The 14560-nt window shown below is 62.5% G+C and carries 16 protein-coding genes, 1 tRNA gene and 1 pseudogene; 11 read left to right on the forward strand and 7 right to left on the reverse strand.

Translation table 11 applies throughout. From position 1 onward, the window contains the following. Positions 1-13: 13 nt before the first annotated feature. From JOD97_RS24505 to JOD97_RS24520, 4 genes are all read left to right on the forward strand, one after another. On the forward strand, positions 14-1015 hold the full coding sequence (locus JOD97_RS24505; RefSeq protein WP_209724406.1) for a class 1 fructose-bisphosphatase: 1002 nt from the start codon (positions 14-16) through the stop codon (positions 1013-1015). Positions 1016-1121: 106 nt separating this feature from the next. Then, a tRNA-Thr gene (locus JOD97_RS24510) sits at positions 1122-1197 on the forward strand. A gap of 325 nt (positions 1198-1522) precedes the next feature. Then, the gene (locus JOD97_RS24515) at positions 1523-2290 is read left to right on the forward strand and encodes a hypothetical protein (protein ID WP_209724408.1); all 768 of its coding nucleotides are present in this window, start codon (positions 1523-1525) and stop codon (positions 2288-2290) included. Between the two features lie 77 nt (positions 2291-2367). Beyond that, positions 2368-3162: a nucleotidyltransferase domain-containing protein gene (locus tag JOD97_RS24520; RefSeq protein WP_209724410.1), complete on the forward strand. Its 795-nt coding sequence runs from the start codon at positions 2368-2370 to the stop codon at positions 3160-3162. 106 nt (positions 3163-3268) lie between these two features. Here JOD97_RS24520 and JOD97_RS24525 read toward each other — a convergent pair whose 3' ends face one another. Continuing rightward, on the reverse strand, positions 3269-3532 hold the full coding sequence (locus JOD97_RS24525) for a type II toxin-antitoxin system RelE/ParE family toxin (RefSeq protein WP_209724412.1): 264 nt from the start codon (positions 3530-3532) through the stop codon (positions 3269-3271). On the opposite strand from JOD97_RS24525, the gene JOD97_RS24530 reads away from it, so the two are divergent. Continuing rightward, on the forward strand, positions 3443-3652 hold the full coding sequence (locus JOD97_RS24530; protein ID WP_209724621.1) for a hypothetical protein: 210 nt from the start codon (positions 3443-3445) through the stop codon (positions 3650-3652). The genes JOD97_RS24525 and JOD97_RS24530 overlap by 90 nt on opposite strands. A gap of 29 nt (positions 3653-3681) precedes the next feature. Here JOD97_RS24530 and JOD97_RS24535 read toward each other — a convergent pair. The 3 genes and pseudogenes from JOD97_RS24535 to JOD97_RS24545 form a co-directional block, all read right to left on the reverse strand. Beyond that, positions 3682-4029: pseudogene (locus JOD97_RS24535) on the reverse strand (DUF899 family protein); the annotation flags it as partial. Between the two features lie 21 nt (positions 4030-4050). Then, positions 4051-4722: a hypothetical protein gene (locus tag JOD97_RS24540; protein WP_209724417.1), complete on the reverse strand. Its 672-nt coding sequence runs from the start codon at positions 4720-4722 to the stop codon at positions 4051-4053. Between the two features lie 46 nt (positions 4723-4768). Further along, positions 4769-5989 carry a helix-turn-helix domain-containing protein gene (locus JOD97_RS24545; protein ID WP_209724419.1) on the reverse strand — a complete coding sequence of 407 codons (1221 nt, stop codon included), beginning with the start codon at positions 5987-5989 and terminating at the stop codon, positions 4769-4771. Positions 5990-6099: 110 nt separating this feature from the next. Here JOD97_RS24545 and JOD97_RS24550 point away from each other — a divergent pair, with 110 nt between their 5' ends. Next, positions 6100-6492 (forward strand): VOC family protein, encoded by a 393-nt coding sequence (locus tag JOD97_RS24550; RefSeq protein WP_209724421.1) that lies wholly within the window; start codon positions 6100-6102, stop codon positions 6490-6492. A 4-nt stretch (positions 6493-6496) separates the two neighbouring features. Here the strand turns inward: JOD97_RS24550 and JOD97_RS24555 are convergent, their stop codons facing one another. Beyond that, entirely contained in the window at positions 6497-8611 is a 2115-nt protein-coding gene (locus JOD97_RS24555) for a TonB-dependent receptor (protein WP_209724423.1), read from the reverse strand. A 167-nt stretch (positions 8612-8778) separates the two neighbouring features. On the opposite strand from JOD97_RS24555, the gene JOD97_RS24560 reads away from it, so the two are divergent. Next, on the forward strand, positions 8779-9468 hold the full coding sequence (locus JOD97_RS24560; RefSeq protein WP_209724425.1) for a hypothetical protein: 690 nt from the start codon (positions 8779-8781) through the stop codon (positions 9466-9468). Between the two features lie 45 nt (positions 9469-9513). On the opposite strand, the gene JOD97_RS24565 is transcribed toward JOD97_RS24560, so the two are convergent. Further along, entirely contained in the window at positions 9514-9702 is a 189-nt protein-coding gene (locus tag JOD97_RS24565) for a hypothetical protein (protein ID WP_209724427.1), read from the reverse strand. A 68-nt stretch (positions 9703-9770) separates the two neighbouring features. After that, positions 9771-10181, reverse strand: coding sequence for a response regulator (locus tag JOD97_RS24570; RefSeq protein WP_209724429.1), 411 nt, complete (start codon positions 10179-10181; stop codon positions 9771-9773). A 250-nt stretch (positions 10182-10431) separates the two neighbouring features. Between JOD97_RS24570 and msrA the strand changes: the two genes are divergently transcribed. The 4 genes from msrA to JOD97_RS24590 all read left to right on the forward strand — a co-directional run bounded on the left by msrA (position 10432) and on the right by JOD97_RS24590 (position 14540). Next, positions 10432-10935 carry a peptide-methionine (S)-S-oxide reductase MsrA gene (msrA, locus tag JOD97_RS24575; protein ID WP_209724431.1) on the forward strand — a complete coding sequence of 168 codons (504 nt, stop codon included), beginning with the start codon at positions 10432-10434 and terminating at the stop codon, positions 10933-10935. A gap of 184 nt (positions 10936-11119) precedes the next feature. Further along, complete coding sequence (locus tag JOD97_RS24580; protein WP_209724433.1) at positions 11120-11515, forward strand: DUF1842 domain-containing protein; 396 nt, start codon at positions 11120-11122, stop codon at positions 11513-11515. Between the two features lie 313 nt (positions 11516-11828). After that, the gene (locus JOD97_RS24585; RefSeq protein ID WP_209724435.1) at positions 11829-13520 is read left to right on the forward strand and encodes a glycosyl hydrolase family 18 protein; all 1692 of its coding nucleotides are present in this window, start codon (positions 11829-11831) and stop codon (positions 13518-13520) included. Between the two features lie 3 nt (positions 13521-13523). Beyond that, the gene (locus JOD97_RS24590) at positions 13524-14540 is read left to right on the forward strand and encodes a cupin-like domain-containing protein (RefSeq protein ID WP_209724437.1); all 1017 of its coding nucleotides are present in this window, start codon (positions 13524-13526) and stop codon (positions 14538-14540) included. Positions 14541-14560: the final 20 nt, after the last annotated feature.

Below are 14560 nucleotides of genomic sequence, written 5' to 3' on the forward strand. Positions count from 1 at the left end.
CACAAGGGAATCCATGAAACGCATCAGCCTCACACAATACCTGGTCGAAGAACAGCGCCAGAACAACACGATTCCGGCCGAACTGCGGCTGCTGATCGAAGTGGTCGCGCGCGCGTGCAAGACCATCAGCCACGCCGTGGGCAAGGGCGCGCTGGGCGAAGTGCTCGGCACCGCCGACACCGAAAACGTCCAGGGCGAAGTGCAGAAAAAGCTCGATATCATCTCCAACGAGATCCTGCTCGAAGCCAATGAATGGGGCGGCCACCTGGCGGCGATGGCGTCGGAAGAGATGGAAACCATCCACCCGATCCCGAACCGCTATCCGAAGGGTGAATACATGCTCACCTTCGACCCGCTGGACGGCTCGTCGAACATCGACGTCAACGTCTCGATCGGCACCATCTTCTCGGTGCTGAAGGCGCCGGAAGGCATGGGCGAACCGACCGAGGAAGCGTTCATGCAGCCGGGCACCAAGCAGGTCGCCGCCGGCTACGCCGTGTACGGCCCGCAGACCATGCTGGTGCTCACCACCGGCAATGGCGTCAACTGCTTCACGCTGGACCGCGAAATGGGCTCGTGGGTGCTGACGCAGCGCGACATGAAGATCCCGGCCAAGACCAAGGAATTCGCGATCAACATGTCGAACGCGCGCCACTGGCACGCGCCGGTCAAGCGTTACGTCGACGAGCTGCTGGAAGGCGAAAACGGCCCGCGCGGCACCAACTTCAACATGCGCTGGGTGGCCTCGATGGTCGCCGACGTGCACCGTATCCTTAACCGCGGCGGCATCTTCATGTACCCGGCCGACACGCGCGACACCTCGATGCCGGGCAAGCTGCGTTTGATGTACGAGGCGAATCCAATGGCCTTCATCGTCGAGCAGGCGGGCGGCGCGGCCACCGACGGCCAGCAGCGCATCCTGGACATCCAGCCGCACAAGCTGCACCAGCGCGTGCCGGTGTTCCTGGGATCGCGGGATGAGGTGGCGGTGGTGACGGGCTACCACCAGGGGTAATTAGTCCGTTTCGCGGGCAAAGCAATGTCTTTTTTGCAGCATGGCTAAAATTTATTGGTTTAGGGCTAGCGCGCTGTGAGAAATATTTGTTAGAATGTGCGACTTCGCCGCTTTAGCTCAGTTGGTAGAGCAGTTCATTCGTAATGAAAAGGTCGCCAGTTCGATTCCGGCAAGCGGCACCAAGAATTAGGCAGTAACAGAGACCCGCGCCTTCGCAAGAAGGCGCGGGTTTTCTGCTTCTACGGTGCGAACGGCGCGATGAACCGCGTGCTTTTACCTGTCAGTTATGGCATAGTCAAGCGATGAAGGCACTCAAAAGCCAGCTAGCGAAAGATCTGCTTGCAGACGAACAAGCTCGCAACGAGCTGCGTCGTTTTTTGGTGAGCAATCGTTCCAAATCACCTTCGCTTGACGCGGAGTCTAGTCGGATACATGTTCGCCGGGGCAGCACTGCGGTGACTGTTAGTGCTACTGTCGTCCCCAAGGCAAAAGCTGACTGACAAAGCCGTGAACGTTGCGCTTCCCGCCATCGTTATCTTCTTCGTGCTACTTCCTGGATTTATTCTTCGCACTCGGCTGAAGCGTGTAGAACGAACTTCGCTTGATTTTTCGCCTTTTGGCGAAGTAGTGGCCGAGGCGGTTGTATGGTCGGTGCTGGTTCACTGCGCGTGGCTGGGTCTTGCTAACGTCATCGCGGGCCAAACCTTTCAGCCGCTGGTTCTGTTGAAGTTGCTGTCTGGCGCGGTAACCGTGCAGGAAGGCGCCGCCGCTGCTTTTGCCGCAAGCTTCTGGTGGGTTATCTCTTATTTCTTGAGCCTTTTAATCGCCGCATTCGTCTTTCCCATGGCATTGCGAGCAATTATTACGAAATACAGGCTTGATCGCTCAGCGTCGCGCTTCAGCTACATATTTCGCTTTCACAAAGCGCCTTGGTACTATTTATTGACCGGCGCAGACTTTGCCGAAGACGAAGCGCCCGATATGATTCTGATTTCGGCAATTGTCGAGGTTGGGAAAGAAGCAGTACTCTACGTGGGTGTGCTCGATGAATTCTATGTCGATTCTGAGGGTCAACTCGACCGCCTTGTATTGCAAAACGTTGCGCGTCGTCCGCTATCACGAGACAAACCGGCCGCATGCACCAGCGACGGAGTTGCGGCGATCACCGAGCCGGTTCGGTTTTACGATGTCGACGGCGACTCGTTCGTGCTACGGTATAGCGAGACGATAACCTTGAATATTCAATACGTCAGGCTCGCAATACGTGCTACCTAGAGTATGCAGCATGGGGACAAGTCGATCCCGCTCTCCTAACGGTAAAGTCGAACGAGACTAAATTTAAAGGTTATTTCATGATTCCTGTTGAAGTAAGAGCCGACATTCTGCGACGGATACGCGACGCCGAAGCCGAGCATGGCGTGCGTGTGTTGTTGGCCGTCGAGTCGGGCAGCCGCGCGTGGGGCTTCGCGTCGCCCAACAGCGATTACGATGCGCGGTTTATTTATGTCCACCCCAAGGATTGGTATGTGTCGGTGGGCTTGGAAGAGCAGCGCGATGTCATCGAGTATCCGATAGTGGATGACATCGACATCAACGGCTGGGATCTGCGCAAGGCGTTGCGCTTGTTCTGGAAATCCAATCCCGCGTTTGTGGAATGGATACAATCGCCGATCATTTATACGGAGCAAGGCGATTTCGCCGAAGAGTCGCGTAAGTTGCTGTCCGAGGTGTACTCCTGCGAGAGCGGTATATATCACTATCGCAGCATGGCCAAAACCAATTATCGCGGCTACCTGAGGGCCGACATGGTGCCGCTCAAGAAATATTTTTACGTGCTGCGCCCTTTGTTGTCGGTGCGCTGGTTGGAACGCTATGGTTGTGCCGCGCCCATCGAGTTCGGCAAGCTGTTGCATTTAATCGAAGGCGAACACACTTTGCTGGCTGATATTGATGCTCTGCTGGCAAAAAAACGTGCGGCTCCGGAAATGGGGCTTGATAAGCCGGTTCCAAGTATAGATGCCTTCATCGAGGCGGAATTGGCTCGACTGGAGATCGTCAGCCCGGAACGCGTGCAGCGGCCCGAGGTCTTGCCGCAGCTTAACGGCGTGTTTCATCGGACTCTTGCGCAAGCCTGGCGTGAGGATTGAAGCTCAAGTCGACAGCAACGAGCGTTCTACGCCGGGGCCGGTTTTTTGCTATTGCGTCCATCATGGGCTCATCCCCGGGCGCTAGTCCTCAGCACCTGTGCCGACCTTACGGGCGTTTGGCTGGATATCGTTGCCGGGAATGTGGCACTGACACAATCTCGATCACGCTGGGGCGAACGCGATACACGACCACGTAGTTGTGGTGCACTACGATCTCTCGGGTGCCGGCGACCCGGCCAGGGCGGTAAAGGTAGGGATGTTGTGGCAACTGTGAAGTCGCGTGCTCGATTTCATCCTGCAGCTTGGAAGCGGCTACGTCATTACGCTCCGCGATGTACTCGATGATCGTGGCCAGCTTGATGCGGGGCATCTGGAAGCCACCGAACGGGAAGCATTTGTCCTCCAGAAAATACAGCTGAGAGAACCGGTATTCATTCTGGCTTTAGGATGCATCCGTCGGTTTGTGCTTTCTGCGCTTCGACGCGATTAAGGCACGCATTTCAGCCATGACCTGATCATGCGCGACACCGCCACCACCGTGGTGTCGCGCTGCGCCAGATGCGCCAGCGCGCCGTCCGTGTGGTCGGCCATGTACGAGCAGCTCTTGCAACCCTGCTCGGCGCCCGGCGTGTACATGAAGTGTTGCACCACCAGTTGGCGGCGGCCTTCGAATAGCTCCGCCAGCGTGCGCGGGCCGGACGGCGTGTCGAACACGTAGTACTTGTCGATGCGTAGCCATGGCAGCGCGCGGCGTTCGCGGGCGACCTGGTCCTTCAAGTTCGTCAATTCTTTTTCGCGCGCCAGCAGCGCCTTGCGTTGCGCCAGCCATTGCTCCGCCGACGCCACAGGATGATGTAGGGTGTTCATGATCTGCTCCTGCGATGTTGGTCAATGCGATGATTGGGGACGGCGCACGGCGCGCACCTTGCCGCTGGGGCCGCCGCCGGCGTAAAACAGGTCGCCGCCGTCGGATTCGAGCCCGCTGACGCCGGTGCCGGGCGGCATGCCCAGCCGCTCCAGCACGGCGCCGCTGGCCGGGTCGACGTGCAGCAGTTCGCTCTCGTCGCCCTCCCAGGTGCCGTGCCACAGCTGGCCGTCGACCCAGGTCACGCCGGTGACGAAGCGTTTCGATTCGATCGTGCGCAGGATCTGGCCGGTGGCCGGGTCGATCCGGTGGATCTTGCGGTCGCGGTACTGGCCCACCCACAGGCTGCCGTCGGCCCATGCCATGCCGGAGTCGTTGCCGTCGCCTGGCGCCGGGATCGATGCCACCACCTTGCCGCTGGCGGGATCGATCTTGTCGATGCGCCGCTCGGCGATCTGGTACAGGTGGGTGCCGTCGAAGGCGGTGCCGGCGTCGCAGGGGCAGGGCAGCGAGTCGGTCGGATCGCCGCTGGCCGGGTCGAAGGAGATCAGGCGCCGGCCGGTGGCGGCCCAGACGCGCTTGCCGTCGTGGGTGACGCCGTTCACCTTGTCGGTGTCGGGGAAGGGGCCGTATTCGCGCACGATCTCGGCCGGGCGCAGCGCCGGCTCGGCGGGTTTGCTGGTTTTGCTGGTCATAGTCGTCTCCTGTTGATGCGCCCGGGATCGGCGCCGCAAGAGAACTTTATGCCATCTGCGGCGCGGCGGGGAGTAACAAGATTGTCGTGTATCCGGCCAGCGGTGGCGCCAGCCAGCGCTGGGTGCGGGCGCGTCCGATGGAGCGCACCCGGCCCTCGGCCGCCAGCTCGGCCAGCGCGCGCTGCACGGTGCGCTGGCTGGCGTTCAAGGCCAGCGCCAGGGCCGAGGTCGACCAGGCGGCGCCGTCGGACAGCAGCGCGACCAGCGCGCCTTGTTCGCCGTCGATGGGCGGCGCCAGCAGCGCCACCTCGCGCCCGTCCAGCGGACGCAGCGCGAAGCCGCGCGCCGTCGCTTCGATCCGCGCCAGCGGCGTGACGAGCGCGCGCAGGCGGCCGATCTCGACCCGTAGCCGGGCGCGGTGGGTGTCATCCGGTTGGCGCGTGTTGAAGGCGCTGTCGATCAGCGCCTCGCGGTCCACGTCGCCGGGCCAGGCCTCGGCCAGCGCACGTGCCAGCGCGAACAGCACGGGACGGCGGGCCAGTGGCCGCCAATGGGTGTCGGTGCCGATGCCATGGCGGCAGGCGTCGACCACCAGCGCGCCGGAATCGAGCAGGCCGGCGACTTCGTCCAGCCGCAGCGCGTGCGCTTGGCCGGCGGACAGGCGCCGTGCCGCCGGCTGCTCCAGCGCGCCGCGCGCTTCCTCCACTTCGGCCAGCAGGGCGGGCAGGTGGGCGCGTTTGGCCGCCGCGTGCGCGCGGGCCAGCGCGGCGCGCGCGGGCGCGACGTCCAGGGAGCGCAGGCCCAGTTCCGCCGACGCCAGTTCGGCGACGGCGGCCAGGGCTGGCGGCAGCGCGCGGCCGTTCAAATGGGACAGTTGCGCTTGCGCCTCGTCGAGCCGGCCCAGCAGCAACAGCTTGCGCACGGCGATGAGCCGCGCCTGCATGGCGTTGGCGTGGTCGGCGTGGGCTTCCAGCGTGGCCAGCGCGGCCGTCAGCGCGCGTGGCGTGCCGCTGAAATCGCGCACGGCCAGCGCCACTTCCGCCTCGGCCACGACGCAGCGGGCCCGAGCCAGTTCCTCGTGCGAGCCGAAGCCAAGGGCGGCGCGCTTGAGCAGTTCGCGTGCGCGCGGGTGCTCGCCGAGCTGGGCCATGGCGATGCCGCGCAACGCCAGCGCCGGCGGGTCGTCGCGCAAGGCGACATGCTTGAGGGCGCCGAGGGCGTCGCCGGCGGCAAGGGCCCGCGCGGCGGCGGCGATCAGGGAGTCCATGGCGAGAGCATACACCGGCGGACCGCGCCGATTGATTCTGCGGAATCAATCAAGGTACACTAGCCGCGGCGCGTCGCCACTCGATTCCAATAGACTAAAGGACGACCAAGATGTTCAGTCATGTGATGATCGGTTCGAATGATATCGAACGCTCGAAGCGGTTCTACGATGCCGTACTCGGCGTGCTGGGCGCCGGCGAGCCGTTCAGCAACACGGCGGCCACCGGCCATCAGCGGCTGTTCTACCGGCACGAAGGAAACACCTTCTGCATCACGCAGCCGATCAACGGCGAGGAGGCGACTTGCGCCAATGGCGGCACCGTCGGCTTCAAATGCGACTCTCCCGAGCAGGTGCGGGCCTTTCACGACACCGCGCTCGCGCACGGCGGCACGACCTGCGAAGAGCCGCCCGGCTTGCGCAACGGTAGCCTTGGCGCGATGCATCTGGCCTACGTGCGCGACCCCGACGGCAACAAGCTGTGCGCGCTTCATCGCCTCAAATAGCGCGCTACTCGATCTTTTTTACCAAGCCCACATAGACGCGCCGCGCGACGAAGTGATCGAATCCGGACTGCCGGAAGGTGCTGGCGTCCGTCCGATAGGTGCGCTTGGCTCCATCGAAAATATCGTTGGTGTTGACGGTCAGGCTTAGCGTCTTGGTCAGCTGGCGCTTCCAGGTCAGGTTCACGTTGCTGGTCGCGCCATAGCGCCCGAGCGGCGTGATCCCCGACGACTGCAGATGCGCGTCGAGCGATACGTCGTCTTGTTCGCCGCTGTACGCGGCCCGCAGATTGGCATAGCCCGAGACGCCTTTCTGGCGCACCGGACCGGACAAGTCGGGCGTGTCGAGCCGCACCCGGTAGGCGCCGCCATCCACGCCGAAACGCAGCTTGGTATTCGGCGTCCAGTCCAGCGAGCCGGTGACGCCGGTCGAGCGCGCCCGCCCGCCATTCTGCTTCGACGTGATCAGCACGTTGTCGGCGAAACCGCGCGCGTCGGTCACGGTGTCGCGGCTGCCGCGGTGGAAGGCGCTTACATTCCCGTTCAGGTGCGGCGCTTCGGCGTTGGCGCCGATTTCCCATGAGCTCAGCAGTTGCGGCCGGAGGCCCGGATTACCCCGGCTGAGATTCTGCGCGTCGACATAGGTGGTGTGGGGATTGAGGTCGCGCGGATCGGGCATTTGCAGGCTGCGGCGATAAGCCAGCGTCAGGTCGGTTTTGTCGCTGGCGGCATATTGCACATGCAGGCTGGGATTGAACGCCTGCCAACGCTCCGTCCGCGTGTAACCCTGCGCCGGGCTCACTTGCAGCGCCATCCGCTCGGCCCGTCCGCCCAGCAGCGCTTCCCATTTGTCGTGCCGGATCTTCTCGGTCAGATAGGCGGCGCTCAGCGTTGTCGTCACCGCGTAGCCATTGGTCGTGACGGGATCCGGCGTTTCCGCGCCGGTCGATGGATCGACGGCCGCCTGATAGTTGTGCATGTCGTCGACCTTACTCTGGAAATCCAGGCCCATGCCCCACTGGCCGAGCGCTTCGGTGGCGCGGCTCCAGTCGATGGTGGCCTGGGTAAGGCGGCGTTCCGAGCCGGTGGCGCCGTGGCTGTAGCCGGTGGCGTACAGCGGTTCGACATACACGTCGCGATACGATTTGTCGATCAGCGCGCTCGTCGTGCTGCGCTGGAGCATGGCCTTGAGCGCCGTGCCCTTGTCCTGGTGGCTGTAGCTGAGGCTGGCGCTGTTGTCGGATTGCTCGTTGGGGCCTTCGGAGATGCGATGGAAAACGGTCTCGGCGGCGTCCGCGCGATTGATGTTGAGCACGTCGAACAGCGGGCGGGAGCGGCGACGATTATGCCTTCCCGACAGGCTGATGCTCTCGGTGTCGCTCAGCGCCGCGTCGACACCCAGCGCCGCGCTTTCGACGGTGCGGCGGATGAAGACATCCGACGTCTGCAGCGTTTGTCCGGTGTTGCCGGTGAGTGGATTATTCCAGTCGACCGCCGATTCGCGGATTTTCCGCGTGCCGTCGCGGCGTAACGCCAGGTTGCCATGCACGCTGATATTCTTTCGCGTCACGTCGCCGGAGGTTCCCACATTCCACAGCCCCTGGTCGGCGGCGCTGGCCTGCACCTGCGCGTGGGCGCCGGGCTTGCGATTGCGCTTCAACACGATATTGACGATGGCGCCGCCATTGGCGTTGTAGGCGGCGGAAGGGTTGGTGATGACTTCGACGCTGGCGATGTCGGCGCCGCTCATCGTCTGCAGCGCCGCCGCGCGCTCGTCGCCGGCCCCCGACGTGATCGCCGTCGGCTTGCCGTCGATCAGCACCGTGACCTGCGTATTTCCCTTGACCGAGATTTTCCCGTCGGCCGACACCGATAGCTCGGGTGTCGATTGCAAAACGTCCTGGGCGCTGCCGTTGGCCGCCCTCGGCATGCTGGAAACGTCGTAGACGGTCTTGTCGAGCTTTTTGACGACCGGCTCTTTTTTGGCGGTGACGGTCACCGTCGGCGTGACGGTGTCTTGTTCCTGTGCGTGGCTTGGCGCTGGCAAAGTGACGAGCCCGCACAGGCTGGCGGCAAGCAGGCCCTTCAACAGGCTCGGCACGGTAATCGACGGAATGGGCATGATGTCTCGAATATGTGACTGTGATAGCAATAATGCGACATATGTCACATCACGTCAAGGAGTGTGTTTCGCACCCGCATCGCAACTGAATAGCGACGAGTGCGCTCCAACCCGCCCAAATAATGTAAGATCATTTTGATAACTTACTTCACTAGGGAGAACACCGGATGAAACGCAATGCCCTGATAGGCGCCATGATCGTGGCGGCATCGCTTGCCGCCTGCAAAAAACACGAGAAGGTCGAGGAAGCGCCGGTCGTCGCCGCGCCCGTTCCCGTCACCGCGCCCGACCCGGCCTCCGCCGGCAAGGTGCCGGCGGCCGAGCAGACCGACGAGCAGCGCGAGATGGCCAAGAAGCAGGCGCTGCTGGCCTATGGCGTGATGGAGGATAAATATATCAACGATCCGCGCGCGCAGTGGGCGACGGAGGCCAAGGCCAGCTCCGTCTTTGGCGACGACGGCGGCAAGACGCCGTCCGATGTGAACCTGGCCAAGAACGCGGTCGGCGCCAGCGACGGCAACGCCTGGACCAACAATAATACCGACAAGGGTTTCGATTGGCTGGAAACCACCTTCGCCACCCCGGTCAACGCCACCGAGGTGCGCTTCGTGCTGCCGAGCGGGCAGGGCGTCGAGGCGGTCAACAAGGTGGAGTTGCAGGATACCGACGGCAAGTGGAACACCGTGTGGGAGGGCGTGAGCGACGTCAAGCGCGATGACCGCGGCAACCGTACCTGGTTCGTGCGCACTTTCAGCAAGACGCCGTACAAGGCGAAGGCGGTGAAAATCACCTATGCCAACAACCTGCAGCACGATTACAAGACCATCGATGCGGTGCAGCTGGTCGGCGATAAGTAAAGATAAGGCGCGGGCGGGCAAGCGGGCCTGGCCCGCCTGTCCATCCTAGCCGCGGTCGGCGGCGCGGCGCTTGTCCGGCTCGTTGAGCACGCGGGCGATGACCGGCAGCGGCACGCCCGCTTCCTCGAGGAAAACGGCGGCCGCTTCGCGCCCATCGGTCTCGAGCATGGCGATGCCGGCGTGCACGGCGATGGCCTTGACACGGTCTGGTCGGGAACGTCGTTCTATCATCATAGGGCCTCCTGTCGTTGACAAGACAGTATCACGAAAGCAATTGCCTTGCGCGCACCCGCCGCGCGCCGTTACGCTATCTTGCGCGCGAAGCCGGCGCGCATGTCGCACGCGGTGCTGATGGCGCGTAGAATTTCTTCCATGCCGGCCGGTTTGGTGATGTGCTGGTCGAAGCCGGCATCCTGCGTGCGCTGCCGCGTGCCCCTGTCGCCCCAGGCCGTGAAGGCGACCAGCGCGAGGTTGCCGAATTCCGGCTGCGCGCGCAACGCGGCGGCGACCTGGAACCCGTCCATCACCGGCATGCCGAGGTCCAGCAGGATGACGTCGGGCGCGAATTCCTTCGCCGTCTGCAATCCCTGGCTGCCGCTGTAGGCGACGGCGGTCTGGTAGCCGTAAAGCGCGAGCAACTCCGCCGCCACATCGGCCGCCTGGTTGTTGTCGTCGATGATGAGGATACGTTTGCTTGAGGTGGACTGGTCCATGATATCGATCGAAAAAGTGGGCAACTGAAGCGTTGCGTCTTTCGGCTGGGGCCAGGCCGGGGTTGGGTGCGCGTGCGGCGAATCTGGGCACGGCGGTCAGGAAAAGACTTGCCTTCCTGAACGAAATTATAGATGCAAAGTGGTATGTAAAGGCAAGGTATTTAACATTTCTGTGCGATTAAGCCCGGGTATTTCTTGAATAATTGCATAGTCGTCACCAAGTTGAGTGCAGATCCCATATTAAAAAGGAATGATGATGACGATTGAGAAAGCCATTCTGGCCGGCGGCTGTTTTTGGGGCATGCAGGATTTAATCCGTAAAATGCCGGGTGTCGAGAGCACGCGCGTCGGTTATAGCGGTGGCGACGTGGCCAACGCGACCTACCGCAATCACGGCACGCATGCCGAGGCGATCGAAATTAACTTTGATCCGTCGGTCATCAGCTACCGCAAAATCCTGGAGTTCTTCTTCCAGATCCACGATCCCAGCACCCCCAACCGGCAGGGCAACGACGTCGGCACGAGTTATCGTTCGGCTATTTTCTATGTCGACGATCAACAAAAAGCCACGGCCGAAGACACCATCGCGGACGTCAACGCCTCCGGTTTGTGGCCGGGCAAGGTGGTCACGGAGCTTGCGCCGGCCGGCCCGTTCTGGGAGGCGGAACCGGAGCATCAGGATTACCTCGAGCGCATTCCGAACGGCTACACCTGCCACTACGTGCGCCCGGACTGGCGGCTTCCGAAGCGCTGATACGGCCCCATAGCCGTTTCCGATGCCATCCCGCAGCCGCGCAAGCGCCTGCGGGATGTTGTTTTTTAATTCATGAAACTCTTTGAAATCAGTCGCTTAGCAGCCGGAAGGTAACCGGAAGGCGGCTTTCCCAGCCGGTCGATACAGTGCACCCATGCATTTGCGTCCACCTGGAGAGTACATCATGAGTCAATTATTTACCGCCATATACGAAGTCAACAGCGCCGTCGACGGCGGCCCGACCCTGCGGCTCAATCTGGTCGTCGATGGGCGCAACGATAGTGTCGTGGGACACGTTCAGCTTGACGATTTCGCTGGCGCCAGCAGGGCGATCTCGGTGCGCGGCCACCACGTGGAAATCGACGGCGAGCGGCCCATGCAGGCCATCGTGCTGGCCGGCACGCCGACCATCTTTCCCTGCAAGGACGAGGACCCGAGCGCCTTCCAATTGCTGATGGTATTGCCGACCGCCTGGAAGGATGGCCAGGTTTGCTACAAAATGAGTTTTGGTAAAACCTCGCCGCGCGTTCTGGAAATTCGCGACGGTATCGCGCGCGCTGTTTTACCCGTCTCCCATTAACAGCTTTAATATCAGCTCTGCTGCAGTACCACTTTTTTATTCCTCGAAATTGGTACTCGCCGCTTAACAAAATGTTTTATGTGCGGGTATTAAGATGCCTGTTTCACCCGCTTGTGCAGCCAATGGGCGGCATCGTTAGTGTGTGCTTACTATCCATGTCTTAACTGCCATGGTTCCTTTCTCCGGAAACTCTTCTCTATGTGAAACTGGTATTGAAGTGGCGGTAATTATTAAAACCACTTGACTACCAATTCTTTCGGTTCCATCCTGAAAACACAAGAAAAGCATAGTTCACCCACCCGAAGGAGAGATGATGGAACGTGCAGTGAAGGGGAATGCGGCCGTGATGGGCCTGATCGCCGGCATGCTGGCGGCTTGTGGCGGGGGTAGCGAAACCCCCGCTTCCGATACACCGAACATGAAGTTGCTGGCGGCGGTGCAAACCGCCGCGGCGGCCGCCGATAGTTGTCCGGCCTGGTCCGCGACGGCGATCTACACGGTCGACATGTGCGTCACCTACAACGGCGCGGTCTACAAGGCCAAGTGGTGGACGCAGAACAACGTGCCCGGCACGGAGGAGTGGGGTCCTTGGGCTCTGCAAACCGCCACGCCGACGCCTACTCCGACACCCACCCCGACGCCGACGCCCACCCCGACACCCACCCCAACGCCGACACCTACTCCGACGCCCACGCCCACGCCCACCCCCGGCGGCCGCGAAATCGGCTCCTACTTCGCGCAGTGGGGCGTGTACGGCCGCAGCTACGAAGTGGCCGACATCCACACCACCAAAACGCCGGTCAATGGCGTGCAGACCAGCGTCGCCGACCAGCTCACGTTCATCAACTACGCCTTCGGCAACACCTACGCCAAGAACGGCGGCTATGAATGCGACATGGTCACCAAGGCCGAAACGGGCGGATCGAATCCCAGCTCTCCGGACGCCGGCACCGGCGGCGACGCCTACGCCGACTATCAGCGGTCGCCGGCGCGCACCGTCAACGGCCAGGCCGTGCCATGGGATGCGCCATTGAGCGGCAACTTCCTGCAACTGAAGCTGCTCAAGGCCGCGCATCCGAACCTCAAGGTCTTCATCTCGCTCGGCGGCTGGAGCTGGTCGAAGAACTTCTCGGCGGCCGCCAAGACCGACGCGCTGCGCAAACAGCTGGCCAAGTCCTGCGTGAAGATGTTCATCGCCGGCGACCTGCCGGTCCAGGATGGACGCGGCGGCGCGGGCGCGGCCAAGGGCGTGTTTGACGGCATCGACATCGACTGGGAATACCCGGGCGGCGGCGGCCAGCCTTACAACACGGTCGACACGGCCAACGACAAGCATAACTTCACCTTGCTGATGGCCGAATTCCGCGCCCAGCTCGACGCCCAGGGCGCCATCGACGGCAAGCGTTATGCGCTGACGGCGGCCATCGGCGCCGGCGGCGAGAAGATCGCCCAGACCGAACCGGCGCTCTACGGCCAGTACATGGACTGGGTCAATCTGATGACCTACGACTTCCACGGCGGCTGGGAATCGACCACCAACTTCCACGCGCCGCTGTACCACGATCCGGCCGATCCATCGACCGGCAACCTGGCCAAGTACAACAGCCACGACGCCATCACGGCGCTGGTGGCCGCCGGGATGCCGCGCAATAAAATCCTGCTCGGCGTGCCGTTCTACGGGCGCGGATGGAAGGGCGTGGCGGCGGGGCCGAACGGCAACGGCCTGTATCAGGGCGCCAGCGGCGCGGCGACCGGCGCCTACGAGGCCGGCATCGACGACTACAAGGTGCTGATTAACAAAACCGGGTCGCGCTGGTATCATCCAACGACCAAGCAGCTATACCTGTACACCGGCGGCGGTGAGTGGTGGAGCTACGACGACCCGACCGTGATCGCAACCAAGATGCAGTACGTCCGGGATCAAAACCTGCGCGGCGCCTTCTCCTGGGAGTTGGACGGCGACGCCAATGGCGCCCTGACCAGCGCCGTCTGGAAAGGACGTTAAGCGATGACGCGCCATGCAGCCGTTTCCCCTGTCGTTGTGGACGACGCATGGCGCACCTGGATCGCCGAGAACCTGATGCTCGGCGGCCGGCCGCAGGCTTTGGCCGGCATCCTGATCCAGTCCGGCATCAGCGAGCACGATGCCGTCGCGGAGGTGGACGCCGCGCTGCGCAGCCCCTACCTGCGGGGCGCGTCGCGTTTGCACAACCGGCTGGCCAAGCGCGACTGGGTGCTGGGCATCCAGTCGCGCTTGAACCGGCTGGCGCCGTCAGAAGTGCCGCGCCGCGAGCGCCTGTCCGGCGAGGCGTTCCTCGAAGAGCATTACCGCCGCAACCAGCCGGTGATCATCACCGGCATGCTGGAAGACTGCGTCGCCCGCACCAAGTGGACGCTGGATTATTTGAGCGGACATCTGGGCGAACGTGAGGTTGAGGTGCAGTTCGGCCGCGACGCCGATCCAAACTACGAGTTGAATAGCCAGGCCCACAAGCGCCGCATGCCCTTTGGCGTGTATGTGGAGCTGGTGCGCGCCAGCGGCCGCACCAACGATTTCTACATGACCGCCAACAACGACGAACAGAATCGCGAGGCGCTGCAAGAGCTGATGGCCGATCTGCCGCCGCTGGACGAGTATCTGAACCAGGAGCGGCGCGGCTTTTTCTGGTTTGGGCCGGCCGGCACGCTCACGCCGTTCCACCACGACCTGACCAACAACTTCATGATCCAGATCGCAGGCCGCAAGCGCGTGCGCCTGATCGCGCCATGCGACATCCCCAGCTTGTACAACCAGCGGCACTGTTTTACACCGGTCGACGGACGCGCCATCGACGTCCAGCGCTTCCCGATGATGGCCGGCGTGCCGGTGATCGACTGCGTGCTGGAGCCGGGCGAGATCCTGTTCCTGCCGGTCGGCTGGTGGCATTTCGTCGAGGCGCTCGATATCACCATCACCGTCTCCACCACCCACTTCCGGTGGGATAACGACTTCTATTCCGATTATCCGCCCAATCACGATTTCTGATTCCGTACGCGGATCGATTA

This window comes from Duganella sp. 1411, from assembly GCF_017833525.1.
Taxonomy (GTDB): Bacteria; Pseudomonadota; Gammaproteobacteria; order Burkholderiales; family Burkholderiaceae_D; genus Rugamonas.

What these genes read in the sequence shown, in the direction of transcription:
- JOD97_RS24525 (WP_209724412.1), bottom strand. Translation starts at nt 3,532, where the DNA reads ATGCCCCGCATCAAGCTGGCCACGATCATCGAGTACATCGCGGAGCGT.
- JOD97_RS24585 (WP_209724435.1), top strand. Translation starts at nt 11,829, where the DNA reads ATGGAACGTGCAGTGAAGGGGAATGCGGCCGTGATGGGCCTGATCGCC.
- JOD97_RS24570 (WP_209724429.1), bottom strand. Translation starts at nt 10,181, where the DNA reads ATGGACCAGTCCACCTCAAGCAAACGTATCCTCATCATCGACGACAAC.
- JOD97_RS24590 (WP_209724437.1), top strand. Translation starts at nt 13,524, where the DNA reads ATGACGCGCCATGCAGCCGTTTCCCCTGTCGTTGTGGACGACGCATGG.
- JOD97_RS24550 (WP_209724421.1), top strand. Translation starts at nt 6,100, where the DNA reads ATGTTCAGTCATGTGATGATCGGTTCGAATGATATCGAACGCTCGAAG.
- JOD97_RS24505 (WP_209724406.1), top strand. Translation starts at nt 14, where the DNA reads ATGAAACGCATCAGCCTCACACAATACCTGGTCGAAGAACAGCGCCAG.
- JOD97_RS24555 (WP_209724423.1), bottom strand. Translation starts at nt 8,611, where the DNA reads ATGCCCATTCCGTCGATTACCGTGCCGAGCCTGTTGAAGGGCCTGCTT.
- JOD97_RS24560 (WP_209724425.1), top strand. Translation starts at nt 8,779, where the DNA reads ATGAAACGCAATGCCCTGATAGGCGCCATGATCGTGGCGGCATCGCTT.
- JOD97_RS24565 (WP_209724427.1), bottom strand. Translation starts at nt 9,702, where the DNA reads ATGATGATAGAACGACGTTCCCGACCAGACCGTGTCAAGGCCATCGCC.
- JOD97_RS24580 (WP_209724433.1), top strand. Translation starts at nt 11,120, where the DNA reads ATGAGTCAATTATTTACCGCCATATACGAAGTCAACAGCGCCGTCGAC.
- JOD97_RS24540 (WP_209724417.1), bottom strand. Translation starts at nt 4,722, where the DNA reads ATGACCAGCAAAACCAGCAAACCCGCCGAGCCGGCGCTGCGCCCGGCC.
- JOD97_RS24520 (WP_209724410.1), top strand. Translation starts at nt 2,368, where the DNA reads ATGATTCCTGTTGAAGTAAGAGCCGACATTCTGCGACGGATACGCGAC.
- JOD97_RS24545 (WP_209724419.1), bottom strand. Translation starts at nt 5,989, where the DNA reads ATGGACTCCCTGATCGCCGCCGCCGCGCGGGCCCTTGCCGCCGGCGAC.
- msrA (WP_209724431.1), top strand. Translation starts at nt 10,432, where the DNA reads ATGATGATGACGATTGAGAAAGCCATTCTGGCCGGCGGCTGTTTTTGG.